Below are 17,040 nucleotides of genomic sequence, written 5' to 3' on the forward strand. Positions count from 1 at the left end.
GCCCTTCACGCCCTCAATTGCCGTGGTAGGAGCGTTGATCGCCCGCAAAAGGTGGGGTCGATTTTCGGCCAAATCGGCGAAGGCGGCTCGGGCTTGTGCACGCTCCGTACATGCTTTGCGCATCACACGCGCACGTGCTCGAACGCGCACAGTCCGGGAGGCGGGCATCGCCTCCCGGACCGGTCCGCCACCCGCGGGGATGAAGGTGGCGGTGTCCCCCAGCCCACTGGATCCAGTACAGCGGGCCGACCCACGCAATGCCATGGAACCGCTCCCCCGGTGGCCGGAGAAGAGCGCACGGCCGGGCGCACGGCCACACGGCGGGGGCACGCCGCGACAGGCCGTGCACGGTGCGTATATGGGCCGCACTCGCGTACGGACCACAATCCCGCCATCCGGAACAATGCCCCTTAACGCTTGGGATGCGGCGAACTACGCTGGGTTTACGAATGCCGCGTGGTTATGCCAGCGCGGCAGCCGTCTGTGTCGAGGGGTGGCGCATGTCCAGGGAGCAACGCGGGCCGAACGAAAAGCTCGGCGCCGTTCTCGCCCTCGCGGGAATCAGCAACGCAGGACTCGCGCGACGCGTCAACGATCTTGGCGCTCAACGCGGGTTGACTCTTCGCTACGACAAGACGTCGGTGGCGCGCTGGGTGTCGAAGGGCATGGTGCCGCAGGGCGCCGCGCCGCACCTCATCGCCGCCGCGATCGGCCAGAAACTCGGCCGCCCGGTGCCGCTCCACGAGATCGGCCTGGCGGACGCGGATCCCGCACCCGAAGTGGGCCTCGCCTTCCCCAGAGACGTCGGACAGGCGGTGCGGTCGGCGACGGAGCTGTACCGTCTCGACCTCGCCGGCCGCCGGGCCGGTTCCGGTGGCATCTGGCAGTCGCTGGCCGGATCGTTCGCAGTAAGCGCATACGCAACGCCCGCCTCGCGCTGGCTGATAACCCCCGCCGACAGTTCGGTCGCGCGCGAGGCGAACACCGCCGAGGGTTCGGGCGCACCGCTCAAAGTCGGCCACAGCGATGTGCAGAAGCTGCGGGAGGCCGCCGAGGACGCCAGGCGCTGGGACTCCAAGTACGGGGGCGGCGACTGGCGTTCGTCCATGGTGCCGGAGTGTTTACGAGTGGAGGCGGCACCGCTGCTGCTCGGCGCGTACTCCGACGAAGTCGGGCGGGCGCTGTTCGGGGCGAGCGCGGAACTGACGCGCCTCGCCGGGTGGATGGCCTTCGACACCGGGCAGCAGGAGGCCGCGCAGCGGTACTACATCCAGGCGCTGCGGCTCGCCCGCGCGGCGGCGGACGTACCGCTCGGCGGGTATGTGCTGGCATCGATGTCGTTGCAGGCGACGTACCGCGGGTTCGGCGACGAGGGCGTCGATCTCGCGCAGGCCGCCGTCGAACGCAACCGTGGCCTGGCCACCGCGCGCACGATGAGCTTCTTCCGGCTGGTCGAGGCACGGGCACACGCGCGTGCCAATGACGCACAGGCCGCGGGGGCCGCTCTCAAGGCCGCGGAGGGGTGGCTGGAGCGGGCACGGGAGGGGGACAACGATCCCTCCTGGCTCGGTTTCTACGGCTACGACCGGTTCGCCGCGGACGCCGCCGAGTGCTACCGGGACCTGAAGGCCCCGCGGCAGGTGCGGCGCTTCACGGAGCAGGCCCTTTCCAAGCCGACGGAGGAGTTCGTGCGGTCGCACGGGCTGCGGCTGGTCGTCTCCGCCGTCGCCGAACTGGAGTCGGGGAACCTCGACGCGGCGTGCGAGCAGGGGGTGCGGGCCGTGGAGGTGGCCGGGCGGATCTCGTCGGCGCGGACGACGGAGTACGTGAAGGATCTGCTGCACCGGCTGGAGCCGTACGGGGACGAGCCGAGGGTGGTGGAGCTTCGGGAGCGGGCGCGGCCGTTGCTGATGGCGCCGGCGTGAGAGTTGCCTGAGCGTCTGCCGGGTTCATGTCGTAGGGCGGGTGCGGGTGCGTGGGGGCTGGTCGCGCCCGCGCGGCGGTAGCCGCATATCGAATACAGCCCCGCGCCCCTTGCGGGGCGCTTTCCTCAAGCACGTTTCAAAGTGATGTCAGTGGCGCAGTGCACTATCGATGTGGGAGGTGGTGCAGGTGCGCGCCGGGATTGCTTACGACTGTGATGTGCTCGTCGTCGGTGGGGGGATCGTCGGGCTGTCCACCGCGTATGCGATCACCCGTGCCGCGCCCGGGACCCGGGTCACCGTGCTGGAGAAGGAGGGCGGGCCCGCCCGACACCAGACCGGGCGGAACAGCGGGGTCATCCACAGCGGGATCTACTACCGGCCCGGGTCGCTGAAGGCCCGGTACGCCGTCAAGGGTGCCGCCGAGATGGTCAAGTTCTGTGCGGAGTACGGCATCGCGCACGCTGTCACCGGCAAGCTGATCGTCGCCACCGAGCGGGCCGAGCTGCCCCGGCTGCACGCGCTCGTACAGCGCGGCCGGGAGAACGGGATACCGGTGCGGGAGCTGGGGTCCGCGCAGATCGGGGAGTACGAGCCCGAGGTGCGGGGGCTCGCCGCCATACACGTCGGGACGACCGGGGTGGCCGACTTCGTGGGCGTCGCCCGGCAGCTCGGGGCCGCCTCGGGGGCGGAGCTCCGGTACGGCGCGCAGGTCGTCCGGGTGGACCGGCGGCCGGAGCGGGGCGTGGCCGTGCTCACCTCGCGCGGGGACGTCGTACGCGCGCGTGTGCTGGTGAACTGTGCCGGGCTGTACTGCGACGAGGTCGCCCGGCTGACCGGGGACGAGCCGGGGATGCGGATCGTGCCGTTCCGGGGCGAGTACTACGAGCTGGCGCGCCCGGAGCTGGTGCGGGGGCTGGTGTATCCGGTGCCGGATCCGGCGTTCCCGTTCCTCGGGGTGCATCTCACGCGCGGGATCGACGGGGGCGTGCACATCGGGCCCAACGCGGTGCCGGCACTGGCCCGGGAGGGGTACGGGTGGGGTGTCGTACGGCCGCGGGAGATCGCCGGGACGCTGGCCTGGCCGGGGGCGTGGGCGCTGGCGCGGCGGCACTGGCGGTACGGGGGCGGGGAGCTACTGCGGTCGGTGTCGAAGCGGGCGTTCACGACGGCCGTGCGGCGGCTGCTGCCCGTGGCGGAGGAGGCGGACCTGGTGAAGGCGGCCGCCGGGGTGCGGGCGCAGGCCGTGCTGCGGGACGGGACACTCGTCGACGACTTCCTGATCAAGGAGGGCCCGCGCGCGGTGCATGTGCTGAACGCGCCCTCACCGGCGGCCACGGCCTCCCTGCCGATCGGGCGGGAGGTGGCACGGAGGGCGCTGGACATGCTGGGTTCGGTGTGACCCGTGTGCTCCCCCGAAGCACGAGGCTGCCCCGAGGCCCCTCCGAGCCGTGTACGGGCCGTAAAATCGACTGCACTGTGTCTGACTCGCTCAATGCCCCCGAAGCCCCTCAGCCCGCCGAGGCCGTCCCCGGCGCGGGCTCCCACCACATCCCCGGCGTGTCCGTCCGGCACACCCGGGCCAAGGGCGAGCCCCGGTTCCCGGACGGGCCCCAGGCCGATCCGGCCGGCTCGCACTTCGAGCGGCGGATCCGCAGCTTCCAGCCGCGCCGCAGCCGGGTGACCGCCGGGCAGGCCGACGCGCTGCAGCGGCTGTGGCCCAAGTGGGGGCTGGACATCGACGGACAGCGGACCATCGACCTCGGCGAGCTGTTCGGGAACGGCAACCCGGTGGTGCTGGAGATCGGGTTCGGAATGGGCGAGGCGACCGCGCAGATGGCCGCCGGGGACCCGGACACCAACATCCTCGCCGTGGACGTGCACACCCCCGGGCAGGGCAATCTGCTCAACCTCGCCGACCAGCAGGGGCTGTCCAACGTCCGGGTCGGGAACGGCGACGCGATCATCCTGCTGCGGGAGATGCTCGGCCCCGACTCCCTCGACGGGCTGCGCGTGTACTTCCCCGACCCCTGGCCGAAGAAGCGGCACCACAAGCGGCGGCTGATCCAGCCCGAGTTCCTCGACCTCGCCGCGACCCGGCTGAAGCCGGGGGCGGTCGTGCACTGTGCGACGGACTGGGAGCCGTACGCCGAGCAGATGCTCGAAGTGCTCACCGCGCACCCCGAGTTCGAGAACACACAGGCCGACGGCGGTTTCGCGCCACGTCCCGGGCACCGGCCGCTGACCCGTTTCGAGGGCCAGGGACTGGACAAGGGACATGTGGTGAACGATCTGCTCTTCCGTCGCGTACAGCATCGGGTGCGGCAGAGTCCGCAGCACCGACTGGAGTCACCTCGTTAGGGTCGATGCCGTGGCCAGCTACCCGCCGCCGTACCCGTCGCAGCCGTCATATCCGACGTATCCGCCCTATGCCCCGGACGCCGCCGATGGTCTGCGGCATCCCCGCTGGTGGCAGCGGCGCTGGGTGCGGTACGGGGCGCTGAGCACACTGCTCGCCCTCTCCGGCCTGGTCATCCTGGCGCTGGTGCGGGAGCAGACGGGCACGGAGGGCTTCCTCGTCGGGCTGGGGCTCGCCGTACTGCCCGTGCCGCTGCTCGTGGCCGCGTTCCGGTGGCTCGACCGGGTCCAGCCGGGTCCCTGGCGCAACGTGCTCTTCGCCTTCGCCTGGGGCGCCTGCGCGGCCGCGCTGATAGCCATCGTCGCCAACAGCTTCGCCACGCGCTGGATAGCGACCGCGACCGCGGATCCGAGCAGTGCGGACACGCTCGGGGCGACCGTGATAGCGCCGATCGTCGAGGAGTCGGCGAAGGCCGCCGCCGTGCTGCTGGTCTTCCTCTTCCGCCGCCGGGACTTCACCGGGATCGTCGACGGGGTGGTGATAGCCGGGCTCACCGCCACCGGGTTCGCGTTCACCGAGAACATCCTCTACCTCGGTACGGCCTTCGGGACCGACCAGCTGACCGGTGACAGCGGGATCGCCTCCGTCACCGCCGCGACGTTCTTCGTGCGCATCGTCATGTCGCCCTTCGCGCACCCCCTGTTCACGGTCTTCACCGGCATCGGCTTCGGCATCGCCGCGCTCTCCGGGGAACGGCAGCGGACGCGGCGCGTGCTGCTGCCGATCGCCGGGCTGCTGTGCGCCATGAGCATGCACGCGTTCTGGAACGGCTCGTCGACCTTCGGGCAGTTCGGGTTCTTCGCCGTGTACGGCATGTTCATGGTGCCGGTGTTCGGGCTGCTGACCTGGCTGGCGGTCTGGACACGGCAGCGGGAACTGCGGACCGTGCGGGAAGAGCTGCCGGCGTACGTCTACGCGGGGTGGATCGGGGTGGCCGAGCCGTTCGTCCTCGGCTCGATGCGGGCACGACAGATGGCCCGGGAGTACGCCGCGTACCACTTCGGCAAGGCGGCGGGAAAGGCCGTCGCCGAGTACGAGGGGTACGCGACGACGCTCGCACTGCTGCGGCGGCGCGGGCAGCGGGGGCGGGCGGGGGCCGACTTCGTGGTGCGCGAGCGGGAGCTCCTGACGGAGCTGTGGAGCCGACGGGAGATCACGCGACCGGCACTGGAGTACGCGGCCCGAACGGCCGCGCCGGCCGGGTGGCCGGGGCACGGCGGATACCCGGCGCCGGTCTACGGGGCGCCGGGATGGTACGGAACGGCGGCACCGTATCCGACGTACAACCCGTACCAGACGTAGCGGTCAGGGCCACGGCCGATCGGCACCGCCGGAATGCGCCGTTACGGCCGAGCGCCGTTGCGGCGGAAGAGAGGGTGCGGGGCGTAGAGGGTGAACGGCGAAGGCAGCAGCCCCGGAAGTCCGACCACGGCGCCAGGCCACCGCCATCAGCCCGACGCCGCCGAAGCTCTCCGCCAGGACCACGATCGCCCGGCACCGCCGAAACGCACCGTTGCGAGTGCGCGCCGTTGCGGCGGAAGAGGAGGCGTGAGGCGGAGGGGAGAGCAGTGCCACACCCCTCCGACGTCGCCCCGAAGCGACCGTCACCGCCTCCCGTCAGCTCATGCCGAAGCCACCGCCACCGCCACCCGTCAGCTCATGCCGATGCGGTCGTCAGCTTTTTCAGGTCTTCCTCTGTCAGGTGGAGGTCTGCGACTGCCAGCAGGGGCGGGAGCTGTTCCACCGTGCGGGCCGAGGCGATCGGGGCGGTGATCGTGGGCTGGGCCGCCAGCCAGGCCAGGGCGACCGTGGGGATCGGGGCGCTGTGGGTCTCGGCGACCTCGTCCAGGGCCGTCAGGACCTTCTGGCCGCGCTCGGACTCCAGGTACTGGGCGGCGCGGCCCGCTCGCTGGCTGTCGACGGTCGTGCCGGGGCGGTACTTGCCCGTGAGGAAGCCGGCGGCCAGGGAGAAGTACGGGACCGCCGCGAGGCCGGTGCGGGAGGCCAGGTCCTGGAGGGGGCCCTCGTAGGTGTCCCGGGAGACCAGGTTGTAGTGGGGCTGCAGCGCGACGTACCGGGCGAGGCCCTCGCGGTCGGAGAACTCCAGGGACTCCTGGAGGCGCTCCGGCGTGATGTTGGACGCGGCGATGTGCCGGACCTTGCCCGCCCTCACCAGTTCGTCGAGCGCGCCGATGATCTCCTCGACCGGGACCTCGGGGTTGTCGAAATGCGTGTAGTAGAGGTCGATGTGGTCGGTGTCGAGGCGGCGCAGGGACGCGTCGGCGGCGGCCTTGATGTTGGCGGCCGACAGACCGAGGTAGTCGGGGTGCTGGCTGACCTTCGTCGCGATGACGACGTCGTCGCGGTTGCCGCGCGCCTTGACCCACTTGCCGATGATCGTCTCGGACTCGCCGCCCTTGTTGCCCTCGATCCAGGCCGTGTAGGCGTCGGCGGTGTCGACGAAGTTGCCGCCCGCGGCCGCGTAGGCGTCCAGGACGGCGAAGGAGGTGGCCTCGTCGGCCGTCCAGCCGAAGACGTTGCCGCCGAGGGCGAGCGGGAAGACCTCCAGGTCGGAGGCGCCGAGCTTACGGAAGGAAGCGGAAGCGGAAGAAGCAGTCATGCTTCAGTTCAACATCGGTGACCTGGCACACCATGCCGGGGCTATACGAAGTTCTCGTAAAAGCGGAGGGCAGCCGGAGAGCAGGCAGCTGGCAGGAGCAGGCCCGACACGCCTGACCGGCAGCCCTGACGTCGGGGGGGTTGTCGTCAGGACCGCCGGAGATCAGGAAGTGTCCGTCAGGGGTTGAGGCCCTTGCCGCGCAGCCAGGTCATCGGGTCGATGGCGGTGGCCTGGCCGCCGGGGTGGACCTCCAGGTGGAGGTGCGGTCCGGTGACGTTGCCGGTGGCGCCCACGCGGCCGATGACATCGCCGGTGGAGACCTTCTGGCCGACCGAGACGCCGATCGAGGACTGGTGGCAGAACCACAGCTCGGTGCCGTCGTCCAGGGTCAGGATCGTGCGGTAGCCGTAGGAGCCGGCCCAGCCCGCCTCGGTGACCGTACCGCTGTGGACGGCCTTGATCAGCGTGCCGGTGGGGGCCGCGAAGTCGAGGCCGGTGTGGTAGCCGGAGGACCACATGGAGCCGGCCTGGCCGAAGGTGCCGGTGATCGTGTACGAGACGACCGGCAGCGTGTACTGCTTGGCCAGCGCGGCGAGCCGGGCCTGCTCGGCCTTCTGCTTCTCGGTGGCCTGCGCCTTCTCCTTGGAGTCGGCGGCCTTGGCCGCGGCCGCCTTCTCCGCCTTGGCCTCCGCGGCGGAGATCGCCTTGTCGGCGGCGGCGACGGCCTTGGTGTCGAGCTGGTTCTGCTGCCGCTCGGCCTGGGCGATGATCCGGTTGCGCAGCGCCTCGCCGGCGTCGGACGAGGAGGAGTCCGCGTCGGTGGCGGTCGTCGTGGTGACACTGCTCAGCGCGGTCTGGGTGGCCTGGTGGCCGCCGTTCCCGCCGAACAGGGAGTCGACGGAGGACAGGTCGGGCATGGAGATGGAGACCGGCGGCTTGCCGGTGTTGGCGCTGGCCATGCCGCCCGCGCCGACGGCGGCGATGACACCGACGCCGAGAACCGTGGAGCTGCGGGCGAGCCCGCCGCCGCGCTGCTTGGCGACCCGGTGCCGGCCGCGTACCGGGTCGAGGGAGTCCTCGGTGGGGTTCCACTCCTCCCAGGGGCCCTCGTCGGTGCGGTAGCTGCCGTAGCCGAAGGTGTCGGGTTGCCGCTGGCTGGGCACGAACGGAGCTGTCGGGGCAGGTGGGTTGGACGCCACGCGGGCGCACTCCTTTCCTTCCGCCGCCTACCGGGTTAGCTGACGGGTTCGGAGCAGAAGGTCTCCTACGCGCGTATACCGGCCGTTTTGTACCCGGCGGTAGCCTCGCGATTCACCCCAAGGTGGTGGTTCCCCGGTTCCCTCACGGGATTCGGCGCGTGCGCACGGAGCCGTCGCGGGTGACGGCTGGGACGACCGCGCTGCGTTATCGAACGTTAATAGACCCAGCCGTCAGATTCCAAGCTGTTCGCCTTGATCATTAAGCTTCCACAGCATGGACTTACCTGCCACGACAGGCGAAAAACGGGCGAGTTGACCGGACCTCCTGTTCACACCAGGAGTCACACGCGTTTTGATGGTGTCTCAGATGTTACGCGGAGGGCGGTCGTCCGGACACCGAGTGTGACGGCGGCGAGGCTGCGCCCATCAGCGCGGACGGGATACGACTCAGGGCCGGAATCCTAGAATTCGGATTCCGGCCCTGGCCTTCAGTAGCGGGGACAGGATTTGAACCTGCGACCTCTGGGTTATGAGCCCAGCGAGCTACCGAGCTGCTCCACCCCGCGTCGGTGAAACCAGCATACGCCATCGGAAGAGGGGAAGTCACACGGGTTACGAGGGGCCCTCGTCACACGAGGTGCGCGTTCGGCGCCTTCGCCAGTTCCTCGTACTCCCCGAGCACCACCACCGCCACCCCGCGGTCCCTCAGCATCCCCGTCCCGTCGGCGGCCGCCACGAACGTGTCGGGCTCGCGCCACGCCGTCACCACCCGGCGTACCCCCGCCCTGAGGATCAGCTCGGCGCAGGGGTGCGGGCGGGAGGAGCGGTGGGTGCAGGGTTCGAGGCTGGTGTAGACCGTGGCCGTGGGCAGGCGGGGGTCGGCCGGGTCGATCTTGGCCAGGGCCGCCTCCTCCGCGTGGACCACGGGGTCGCCGGCCTCCCGGGAGTGGCCGCGGGCCAGTTCCGTGCCGTCGGCCGCGACCACCACCGCGCCGACGCTGAACGCCGTCCGGGACGGCGGGCACTCGGCCGCCAGCTCACAGGCGAGCCGCAGCCAGTGGCGGTCGGCGGCAAAGGCCGGCGCGCCCTCGCCGGGGGCCGTGGGCTCGTAGCGCATGAGGACGACGTCCTCGATACGGCGGCTCTCCAGGAGCCGCAGCCGCCCGGCCTGGTAGCCGCCGGGACCGAACAGGCGCGGCGCCTTCGGGTCGCCCACGAACAGCGGGGCCAGCACCAGCTGGACCTCGTCGGCGAGGCCCTGCTGGAGGAGCTGGGTGTGGACGGTGCCGCCGCCCTCGACCATCAGGCGCCGTACGCCCCGTACGTCGTGCAGATGCTCCAGGAGGCGGCGCCAGTCGAGGTCGGCGCCGAGGGCGACGATGTCGGCGGCGACGCCCAGGGCGGCCGCCCGATCCGCACCCGCATCCGTCGTGTAGAGGACCTTCTCGCCTCCCGTGTGCCAGAAGTTCGCGTCCGGGTCGAGGTCGCCGGTCGCGGTGACCGTGACCTTGAGGGGGTACTCCGGCTTCCCGGCGGCGACCCGGGCCGCACGCCGCCCGGGGTCGTTGACCAGGAGCCGCGGGTTGTCCGCGCGGATCGTGCCGGCGCCGATCAGGATCGCGTCGACGGACGCGCGCACCTCGTCGACGCGGTCGAAGTCGGCCGGGGACGAGAGCAGCAGTCGGTCGGGGCCGGTGTCGTCGAGGTAGCCGTCGAGGGAGACGGCGGCGGACAGCAGGACGTGGGGGTACGGCATCGGACGCGCTCACTCTCGGCGGCGGGCGGGCGGGGGCGGTGGGACGAGACCTGCGAACTGGACGCTTGGTTAAAGTTTGAAACAAACCTACACTGACCCCATGACGACTCGCTGGCTCACCCCGAAGGAGCAGCGCGCCTGGCGCGCATTCATGGCGGCGACGAACCTCCTGGAGGACGCGATCGACCGCCAGCTCCAGCAGGACGCCGGCATGCCGCACCTGTACTACGGCATCCTGGCCAACCTCTCCGAGGAGCCGGAGCGCAAGCTGCGGATGACCGATCTCGCCGCGAAGGCGAAGATCACCCGCAGCCGGCTGACGTACGCCGTGACCCGGCTGGAGAAGGACGGGCTGATCCGGCGCGAGGACTGCCAGTGGGACAAGCGGAGCAGCTTCGCGATCCTGACGGACGAGGGCATGGCGGTGCTGGAGCGCACGGCGCCGGGCCATGTGGACACCGTACGGGCGGCGGTGTTCGACCGTCTCTCCGAGGACCAGGTGGAACAGCTGCAGGAGATCAGCTCCGTGATCGCGCGGGCACTGGAGGGTGACGAGGCCCCGCGGCCGACGTCCGACGAGGTGCCGTGGCGGCGCCGCTCGTCCCCCTGTTCCGGTTCCTCCTCTTCGTGAACCCCGGGTTCAGGCTCCTCACAGAAATCTGTTGCTTCAAATTTAAAACATGGGGTAGGGTTCCAGCCGTGGATCTGCTTCAAATCTGAAGCAGGCGCCCGCGACGTCCCCCACAGGGACAACCGTCCTGCACCCGGACACAGGAGAACCCGATGACCGACTACCCCGCCGCCACCCAGCGCGCCCGCGTCCGGGTCCCGCTGCGCTTCAACGACGGCTACAGCGTCGACGCCGAGCTCGTCACCTTCCACGGCCTGACCGACGGCCAGGAGCACGTGGCCGTCGTCCTGGGCGACCCCGCCCCCGGCACCCTCCCGCTGGTCCGCCTGCACTCCGAGTGCCTGACCGGCGACGTCTTCGGCTCCGCCCGCTGCGACTGCGGCCCCCAGCTGCGCGAGGCCGTCGAGCGCATCGCCGACCGCGGCGGCGTCCTGCTCTACCTGCGCCAGGAGGGACGCGGCATCGGCCTCTACAACAAGCTCGACGCCTACGCCCTCCAGGACCAGGGCCTCGACACCTACGAGGCGAACGCCGCCCTCGGCCTCCCCGAGGACGCCCGCGACTACACCGCCGCCGCCCAGATGCTGCGCGCCCTCGGCATCGACGAGCTCGACCTGCTCTCCAACAACCCCGACAAGGCCGAGCAGTTGCGCGGACTCGACGTCACCGTCCGGGACCGCGTCCCGACCGGTGTCTTCAGCACCGCCCACAACGTCCGCTACCTGCGCGCGAAGGTCCTGCACACCCAGCACACCCTGCCGCTGGGCGAGTTGACGGAGCTCAACGCGGGCTGAGCCCCGGCACGGACCGGCCGGATGTGCTAGCAACGAGAACTCACGCACCTCTGTGACGGGAGCCTCCGTGGACGACCAGCTGGCGCATGTTCTCGACGACCTCCACCGGGAAGGACGGGCGCACGACGGCCCGCTCGCCGACCGGCTGCTCCGGCTGCGGAACATGACCCCGGACGCCGCCCGGCTGATCGCCACCCTGATCCGCGCCCGGCACGCCTCGTCCGTACTGGAGATCGGCACCTCCAACGGCTACTCGGCGATCTGGTTCGCCGACGCGGTCCGCGACACCGGCGGCCGGCTGACGACGGTGGAGATCGACGGGGCGCGGGTCGCGGCCGCACGGGCGAACCTGGCGCGCGCCTGGGTCGGCGACCACGTGGACGTCGTCCACGGCGACGGCGCCGTGGTCCTGGCCGGCACCCCGGACGCGACCGTCGACCTGGTCGTCCTCGACGCCGAGCGGCCGGCGTACGTGGACTACTGGCCGCATCTGCGGCGGATCCTGAAGCCGTACGGCGTGCTGGCCGTCGACAACGCGTCGAGCCACCGGGAACAGGTGGCCGCGTTCCACGAACTGCTCACCACGGAGCAGGAGTTCGCCGTCGCACTCCACGAGGTGGGCGACGGGGTACTGACCGGCGTACGGCTGCGCTGACCCGGTATGCCCCGCGAAGAACCACAGTTCCTGCTCGTGCGGGCCCGGGACGACGGTAAGTACGGCGCCGAGTGCGAGCGGTTGTTCCGCGCGGGCTCGGCGTCGGCGCAACGGCTCGCGCACGAGCTCGGCCCGTCGCGGACGGTGACCCACAAGGGCCTGGCCAACGGTGGCCCGGCGGCCCTCACTTCGGTCGGCCGGCGAGCGGACCGGCAGCTGTAGCGCGGTGGTGGCGGCAGCACGCGGCACAGCCGGATGCTGCGGCACAGCCGGATGCGGTCGGCGTCGTGCTCACTCCGTGCGGTCTCAGGCGGCGCTCCGCCCGGCTGCGCCCGTCGCCGACGCGGCGTGCGGCAGGCGCGGGGCAAGGGCCAGCATGCCCGGAACCGTCGCCAGGGCGAGCGCCGCCAGGGTGATCCAGGGAGCCGCGCTCGACATGCCGAGCAGCAGCGAGAACAGCAGCGGGGCGACGACCGTGGCGATGGCGAAGGAGTACTGGAAGACGGCGATGTAACGGCCGCGGATCCCGTCGGGCGCGGCATCCGCGGACAGCGCGTTCGAGACGGGGGAGTGCACCAGCTGGGCCGCCGAGTAGCACAGCACGGCCACGGTGAGGCAGGGCACCCACAGAGCCCGCGGCAGCCACAGCGGGCCGGCCGTCAGACCCGCCCACGCGGCCCAGAGAACGCCGGCCAGACACAGCGACCTGTGCCGGGGCAGCGGCCGGATCAGACGCACGACCGGGGTCTGGAGCACGGCCTGCACCACCGTGTTCAACGCCAGCAGCGGACCGACCGCCCAGGTCACTTCGGGCAGCCGGCGGTCGACGAACGGCGGGAAGGCGATGCTGAGCATGACGTTGCACAGCGCGAACACCGTGTTCAGCCCCACGAGCGCGAGGTAGGGACGGTCGGCCCACAACGCCCGGTAACCGCGTCCGCCCGGCTCCTCACGACCCGACCGGACCGGCAGCGTCGCGGTCCGCGGCACTCCCCGTTCCAGCAGCAGGGCGGCGACCAGCAGCAGACAGGCGCAGGCACCGATCGTCCCCCGGTACACCGGGCCCGACTTCACCGACAGCGCGATGCCCGCGGTGATGGCCCCGACCCCGTAGCCCGCCGCACGCAACGAGCCGATGATGCCGAACCACCGCTCCCGGGAGTGCCCGCCGGGGTCACGGTCGGACAGATTGCTGACGAGGGTGAAGGCCGAGGACCAGAAGGCGCGCTGCCCCAGTGACGCGACGGTCGCGGCCAGCAGGATCCCACCGCTGTCACGGACCATGAGGTACCCGAGGAAACCGGCCGCCTGGAGCAGCTGCGCGACCAGCACGACCGGTCTGGGCCCGAGCCGGTCGACGAGACCGCCGACCCACAGCGGCAGCGGAAGGGACACCAGCCCGGCCAGGCTCAGCAGGGTCCCCACCCGCACCAGCGACGCACCCGAACTCGCCGACAGGTACAGCAGGGACAACGGGACGAACAGCCCGGTGACCACGGAGTCGACCATCAGCACGAGGAAGACCGCGATCCCGGCCGTGTTCCGCCGGGACCCTGCCGGATGTGCACCGGGTGAACTCCGCCGCCGCCCGAGCAACCACGACGCCCGACCGCCCGACCGCGTCAAGAATCCCCCCGGCTGACGAACCCGTCTGTCGGACTCGCCTGTTCGACTCGTCTGTTCGACTCGTCACTTGTATCCACAGCCCTCGGTGGACAACCCCCGCCGAAAGAATCTTTAGCAAGCCCTTACTGGCCGGAGATGTAGGCCGAACGGGTGATGTCCGGTCGTACGGACCCAGGACCGGGCGGGCCCCGCACCGGCCCGCCGAGACCGGCCCGCTCCCGCTCACTCACCGTCGTCGCCGGGGATGCGCGGCCGCACACCCGCACATAACGTCGCAGGTGGGGGCCAGCCAGGGAGTGGACATGAGCCGAACCAAGCGCAGCAGGACCCACAGCACGGCCCGTAAGCGGGTGCCGAGGATCGCGTCCCGCATCGTGACGGCACCGACGGCGCCCACCCCGAAGACACCCGGACCCGAGTCACCGCAGCCCGCGCCAGCCCGTGATCACGCCCTCCCGCACGCCCCACCGCGTCGGCTCACCCACATGCGCATATCCGAGACCAACCCCTGGTCGGTCACGGTGATGAGCTCCCTCTTCCTGGGAGGCCTGGGAGTGTGCGTCCTCGGCGCCGTGCTCGGTGCGTCGGTGCTGCTGGACATCGTGGCCCCGGGCGAGTGGCCGACGCCGTGGGAGACGCTGATCGTCGCCTCCGGGGTGGTCACGCTGGAGGTGGTCCTGGGCACCGTCCTGGCCTGCCTGTGCAGCTTCATGTACAACTACACCGCGCGGTTCAGCGGCGGAGTCGAGGTGGCCCTGACCGACGATCTCAGCGACCCGGTACCGGCCGCCCAGGCCCTCCAGCTCATGACACGGCTGCAGACCCGAGCCCGGCAACGCCTGCACGCCTGCCTGCCGACCGACTCCCGCACGGGCGACCACCCTTCCCGCCGACGCCACGACGGCTCCTCCCGACCCGCTCCCGAAGAGAACCACCACCCCGAGCAGCCGTAACCTCGGATCACACCTCCCGCCCGGGCACACACGCCGACGCGAGCAACCCGTCGGGGTGCAGATCCGGCACGGTGACGATGTAGCCGCCTGCTCCGGTTCCAGCGGTGTTGCGCAGGGGCGAGCACCAGCGCCGGCGCATGCCGTACGCGGCCGTATCCGCCAGTCCCGCCACGACCGGTCCCGCGCCTGCTCCGCCCCCGTCTCGGGGACGCCCGGGAATGGGAGAGACGTCGCCGTGCGTTGGCGGGGCAGGGGGACGAGCACCGGAGCACGACGTGAGCGCTGCGATGATCACGACATCCTTGGTCGAGACCCTGCGAGGATGGCGCCGTTCCGCGCCTGCGGCCCGCTGGCTGGCCGGGCCGATCCTGGTGATCGTCACGATCCCGGTGGCCGACGGGTTCCTGCCGCCGGACATCCATCTCGCCCACCTCCTTGTCGTCGCCGTGGCCGTCACCGCGGTCGGCACCGGGCCGCGCAGCACCGCGCTGATCGGGGCGCTGGCGGTTCTCGCACTGGTCCTCGCCGGCCTGGAGCGACGGACGCTGGCCACCGAGAGTGTCCTCGTCGAGCTCGCCGCCCTCGTCACCGTCTGTGCCTTCCTCGTCCTCTTCACCCGCCTGCGGGACCGGCATGAACGGGAGCTCGTCAGGGTGCGCTCGGTATCGGACGCGGCCCAGCGCGTGGTGCTGCGGCCGTTGCCGAAGCGGGCCGGACCCGTCACTCTCGCCTCGCACTACCGCAGCGCCGAAGTGGACGCGACCATCGGCGGCGACCTCTACGCGGCCGCCCGGATCCCCGGCTCCACGCGGCTGCTCATCGGGGACGTCCGGGGCAAGGGGCTGCCCTCGATCAGCGACACGGCGATCGTGCTGGGTGCCTTCCGCGCCGCCGCACACCGTCGGATCCCGCTGCCGGAGCTGGTCGCCTATATCGAGGACGCCGTCCGCTGGGGACTCGCGGAGTTCTCGGAGCCGGCGGAGGACGCCGCCGAGCGCTTCGTGACCGCCGCCGTCATAGACATCCCGGACGACGAGCCCGTGGTGCATCTGATCAGCTGCGGGCACCCGCCGCCCCTCCTGCTGGGCCGCACCAGGACCACGCTGGCGCTGACGGTCCCCGAACCGGCGCCGCCACTCGGCCTGGGCGACACGGACGGTGCCGACGGGTACTACGTACCGGTGACCTTCCCGTTCGAACACGGCGACAGGTTGTTCCTGTACACCGACGGCGTCAGCGAGGCCCGCAACGCGGACGGCGACTTCTATCCGCTCGCCGAACGCGCCACGGCCTGGGCGGACAACGCGCCCGGTCCGCTCGTCGAGCGGCTCGCCGCGGACGTCCGGGCGTACGCGGGCGGCCGGCTGAACGACGACATGGCGATGATCGTCGTCCAGCGCGACTGAGCCCTGGCATGACGGGTGGCCCAACTCGGCCGCACGAGCCCGAAAACGCGGCAGCGCCCGACCCGACCGAAGTCGGATCAGGCGCTGCCCGGCAGGTCAGGGGTCATCTCCCCCGCCCACATCCGGTAGGCCGTGTGGGACTCGAACCCACAACCAATGGATTAAAAGTCCTGGCCAAAGCTTGCCAGGTGGTTCCGGACGGTTCTTCGGTGTCCGGAACCACCTGGTCAGAGCAGATGCTGCGCCTCGCACGGATTACTCCGTGATGGCTCGTGCCAGACCATCCGCTCACGCATCGCTCACGCAGGACGAGCCCCTGATCAGGGAGAACCGCGCGATCAGCGGTACTCGACGCCGCTCTGAGGACGAACCGCCTTGGTGATCGTGGGGTTGGTGTCGCTCTTCTTCTCGGTGCCGATCAGAGCCTGGTTGGTATAGATATCCACGATGTCCGGCTGCGGCGTCGGCGGCGCGGGCGGTGGCGCGGCCGGCGTCTGCCCCGCGCCCTGGTTCTGGTTGTCGGTCATGAGACTCAAGTGTGCAGGAGGAGCGCGGCGGTCGACAGCGCGAGCCCGCCAACGAGCAGCCACAGGCTGGCGCTCCAGTACCTGGCCTTCTGCTGGTGCCGCCGCTGGTTCTCCTCAAAGATCGAGGCACGCGTGGCTGCCAATTCGATCAACACCTGGCTCTTCGGGGACCGCACGTGGGCGACGAGCAACTGACGCGGCTCTAGGTCCTTGTGGTCCGCCACACGAAATGTCTGGACGCCTGCCAGCAGGGCGAGTGCATACGCGGCGAAGGCCAGGTAGGCGAGGACGGCGTGATGCTTGTGTGTCGCCAGGAACTGGGCCGCCGTCGCCGCGAACCCGAGCAGGAACACCGCCTTGGTGTCGATCTTTCCCAAGGAGTCGGACTGGCGAGCCAGCCGCGCGGCCAACTCGTTGTTCAGCACATCGAGCGTCGCTTCTTGATCCCGCAGTTCCCCCGGCGTCATCGTCATGCCTAGAGCCTACGAGGGAAGGAAGCTGAGGTCGGCCGCCGTTCACGGCGCCCGACCGT

General features: G+C 71.0%; 17 protein-coding genes, 2 tRNA genes and 1 riboswitch. Of the genes, 10 read left to right on the forward strand and 9 right to left on the reverse strand.

Features of this window, described 5'->3' with window-relative positions:
- The first annotated feature begins 500 nt into the window (after positions 1–500).
- From ACIRR9_RS51130 to ACIRR9_RS51145, 4 genes are all read left to right on the forward strand, one after another.
- Entirely contained in the window at positions 501–1,925 is a 1,425-nt protein-coding gene (locus ACIRR9_RS51130; protein WP_123975931.1) for an MFS transporter, read from the forward strand.
- Positions 1,926–2,103: 178 nt separating this feature from the next.
- Positions 2,104–3,324 (forward strand): L-2-hydroxyglutarate oxidase, encoded by a 1,221-nt coding sequence (gene lhgO / locus ACIRR9_RS51135; protein WP_385677723.1) that lies wholly within the window; start codon positions 2,104–2,106, stop codon positions 3,322–3,324.
- Between the two features lie 77 nt (positions 3,325–3,401).
- Positions 3,402–4,283 carry a tRNA (guanosine(46)-N7)-methyltransferase TrmB gene (gene trmB, locus ACIRR9_RS51140; RefSeq protein ID WP_365339569.1) on the forward strand — a complete coding sequence of 294 codons (882 nt, stop codon included), beginning with the start codon at positions 3,402–3,404 and terminating at the stop codon, positions 4,281–4,283.
- Between the two features lie 10 nt (positions 4,284–4,293).
- Positions 4,294–5,643 carry a PrsW family intramembrane metalloprotease gene (locus ACIRR9_RS51145; RefSeq protein WP_403767432.1) on the forward strand — a complete coding sequence of 450 codons (1,350 nt, stop codon included), beginning with the start codon at positions 4,294–4,296 and terminating at the stop codon, positions 5,641–5,643.
- A gap of 355 nt (positions 5,644–5,998) precedes the next feature.
- Here ACIRR9_RS51145 and ACIRR9_RS51150 read toward each other — a convergent pair whose 3' ends face one another.
- The 4 genes from ACIRR9_RS51150 to ACIRR9_RS51165 form a co-directional block, all read right to left on the reverse strand.
- Positions 5,999–6,961 (reverse strand): aldo/keto reductase, encoded by a 963-nt coding sequence (locus ACIRR9_RS51150; RefSeq protein WP_403767435.1) that lies wholly within the window; start codon positions 6,959–6,961, stop codon positions 5,999–6,001.
- Between the two features lie 176 nt (positions 6,962–7,137).
- Positions 7,138–8,160 carry a M23 family metallopeptidase gene (locus ACIRR9_RS51155; RefSeq protein WP_365339573.1) on the reverse strand — a complete coding sequence of 341 codons (1,023 nt, stop codon included), beginning with the start codon at positions 8,158–8,160 and terminating at the stop codon, positions 7,138–7,140.
- Between the two features lie 7 nt (positions 8,161–8,167).
- Positions 8,168–8,327: riboswitch (cyclic di-AMP (ydaO/yuaA leader) on the reverse strand.
- A gap of 325 nt (positions 8,328–8,652) precedes the next feature.
- Positions 8,653–8,726, reverse strand: a tRNA-Met gene (locus ACIRR9_RS51160).
- 62 nt (positions 8,727–8,788) lie between these two features.
- A complete protein-coding gene (locus ACIRR9_RS51165) occupies positions 8,789–9,916 on the reverse strand; it encodes a dihydrofolate reductase family protein (protein ID WP_403767438.1) in 1,128 nt (375 codons plus the stop codon).
- 100 nt (positions 9,917–10,016) lie between these two features.
- On the opposite strand from ACIRR9_RS51165, the gene ACIRR9_RS51170 reads away from it, so the two are divergent.
- The 4 genes from ACIRR9_RS51170 (at position 10,017) to ACIRR9_RS51185 (ending at position 12,218) form a co-directional block, all read left to right on the forward strand.
- Entirely contained in the window at positions 10,017–10,547 is a 531-nt protein-coding gene (locus ACIRR9_RS51170) for a MarR family winged helix-turn-helix transcriptional regulator (RefSeq protein ID WP_403767441.1), read from the forward strand.
- Between the two features lie 152 nt (positions 10,548–10,699).
- Positions 10,700–11,341: a GTP cyclohydrolase II gene (ribA, locus tag ACIRR9_RS51175; protein WP_403767444.1), complete on the forward strand. Its 642-nt coding sequence runs from the start codon at positions 10,700–10,702 to the stop codon at positions 11,339–11,341.
- A gap of 67 nt (positions 11,342–11,408) precedes the next feature.
- Positions 11,409–11,996 (forward strand): O-methyltransferase, encoded by a 588-nt coding sequence (locus ACIRR9_RS51180; RefSeq protein ID WP_403767447.1) that lies wholly within the window; start codon positions 11,409–11,411, stop codon positions 11,994–11,996.
- Positions 11,997–12,002: 6 nt separating this feature from the next.
- On the forward strand, positions 12,003–12,218 hold the full coding sequence (locus ACIRR9_RS51185) for a hypothetical protein (RefSeq protein ID WP_403767449.1): 216 nt from the start codon (positions 12,003–12,005) through the stop codon (positions 12,216–12,218).
- An 84-nt stretch (positions 12,219–12,302) separates the two neighbouring features.
- Here the strand turns inward: ACIRR9_RS51185 and ACIRR9_RS51190 are convergent, their stop codons facing one another.
- Complete coding sequence (locus tag ACIRR9_RS51190; RefSeq protein ID WP_403767451.1) at positions 12,303–13,505, reverse strand: MFS transporter; 1,203 nt, start codon at positions 13,503–13,505, stop codon at positions 12,303–12,305.
- Positions 13,506–13,924: 419 nt separating this feature from the next.
- Between ACIRR9_RS51190 and ACIRR9_RS51195 the strand changes: the two genes are divergently transcribed.
- Positions 13,925–14,575: a DUF3566 domain-containing protein gene (locus ACIRR9_RS51195; RefSeq protein WP_403767453.1), complete on the forward strand. Its 651-nt coding sequence runs from the start codon at positions 13,925–13,927 to the stop codon at positions 14,573–14,575.
- 7 nt (positions 14,576–14,582) lie between these two features.
- On the opposite strand, the gene ACIRR9_RS51200 is transcribed toward ACIRR9_RS51195, so the two are convergent.
- On the reverse strand, positions 14,583–14,747 hold the full coding sequence (locus ACIRR9_RS51200; RefSeq protein ID WP_403767456.1) for a hypothetical protein: 165 nt from the start codon (positions 14,745–14,747) through the stop codon (positions 14,583–14,585).
- 115 nt (positions 14,748–14,862) lie between these two features.
- Between ACIRR9_RS51200 and ACIRR9_RS51205 the strand changes: the two genes are divergently transcribed.
- A complete protein-coding gene (locus tag ACIRR9_RS51205; RefSeq protein WP_403767459.1) occupies positions 14,863–15,981 on the forward strand; it encodes a PP2C family protein-serine/threonine phosphatase in 1,119 nt (372 codons plus the stop codon).
- A gap of 127 nt (positions 15,982–16,108) precedes the next feature.
- Here ACIRR9_RS51205 and ACIRR9_RS51210 read toward each other — a convergent pair.
- The 3 genes from ACIRR9_RS51210 to ACIRR9_RS51220 all read right to left on the reverse strand — a co-directional run bounded on the left by ACIRR9_RS51210 (position 16,109) and on the right by ACIRR9_RS51220 (position 16,981).
- Positions 16,109–16,181, reverse strand: a tRNA-Lys gene (locus ACIRR9_RS51210).
- 138 nt (positions 16,182–16,319) lie between these two features.
- Positions 16,320–16,508: a hypothetical protein gene (locus tag ACIRR9_RS51215; protein ID WP_403767462.1), complete on the reverse strand. Its 189-nt coding sequence runs from the start codon at positions 16,506–16,508 to the stop codon at positions 16,320–16,322.
- 5 nt (positions 16,509–16,513) lie between these two features.
- A complete protein-coding gene (locus tag ACIRR9_RS51220) occupies positions 16,514–16,981 on the reverse strand; it encodes a hypothetical protein (protein ID WP_403767465.1) in 468 nt (155 codons plus the stop codon).
- Positions 16,982–17,040 lie beyond the last annotated feature (59 nt).

It is taken from the genome of Streptomyces sp. NPDC101234, assembly GCF_044767525.1.
GTDB lineage: Bacteria > Actinomycetota > Actinomycetes > Streptomycetales > Streptomycetaceae > Streptomyces > Streptomyces sasae.

Excerpts from the sequence above, each read along its gene's own strand:
- ACIRR9_RS51185 (WP_403767449.1), top strand. The coding sequence starts at position 12,003 with ATGCCCCGCGAAGAACCACAGTTCCTGCTCGTGCGGGCCCGGGACGAC.
- ACIRR9_RS51220 (WP_403767465.1), bottom strand. The coding sequence starts at position 16,981 with ATGACGATGACGCCGGGGGAACTGCGGGATCAAGAAGCGACGCTCGAT.
- ACIRR9_RS51190 (WP_403767451.1), bottom strand. The coding sequence starts at position 13,505 with ATGGTCGACTCCGTGGTCACCGGGCTGTTCGTCCCGTTGTCCCTGCTG.
- ACIRR9_RS51150 (WP_403767435.1), bottom strand. The coding sequence starts at position 6,961 with ATGACTGCTTCTTCCGCTTCCGCTTCCTTCCGTAAGCTCGGCGCCTCC.
- ribA (WP_403767444.1), top strand. The coding sequence starts at position 10,700 with ATGACCGACTACCCCGCCGCCACCCAGCGCGCCCGCGTCCGGGTCCCG.
- ACIRR9_RS51215 (WP_403767462.1), bottom strand. The coding sequence starts at position 16,508 with ATGACCGACAACCAGAACCAGGGCGCGGGGCAGACGCCGGCCGCGCCA.
- ACIRR9_RS51165 (WP_403767438.1), bottom strand. The coding sequence starts at position 9,916 with ATGCCGTACCCCCACGTCCTGCTGTCCGCCGCCGTCTCCCTCGACGGC.
- ACIRR9_RS51170 (WP_403767441.1), top strand. The coding sequence starts at position 10,017 with ATGACGACTCGCTGGCTCACCCCGAAGGAGCAGCGCGCCTGGCGCGCA.
- ACIRR9_RS51205 (WP_403767459.1), top strand. The coding sequence starts at position 14,863 with ATGATCACGACATCCTTGGTCGAGACCCTGCGAGGATGGCGCCGTTCC.
- ACIRR9_RS51195 (WP_403767453.1), top strand. The coding sequence starts at position 13,925 with ATGAGCCGAACCAAGCGCAGCAGGACCCACAGCACGGCCCGTAAGCGG.
- ACIRR9_RS51130 (WP_123975931.1), top strand. The coding sequence starts at position 501 with ATGTCCAGGGAGCAACGCGGGCCGAACGAAAAGCTCGGCGCCGTTCTC.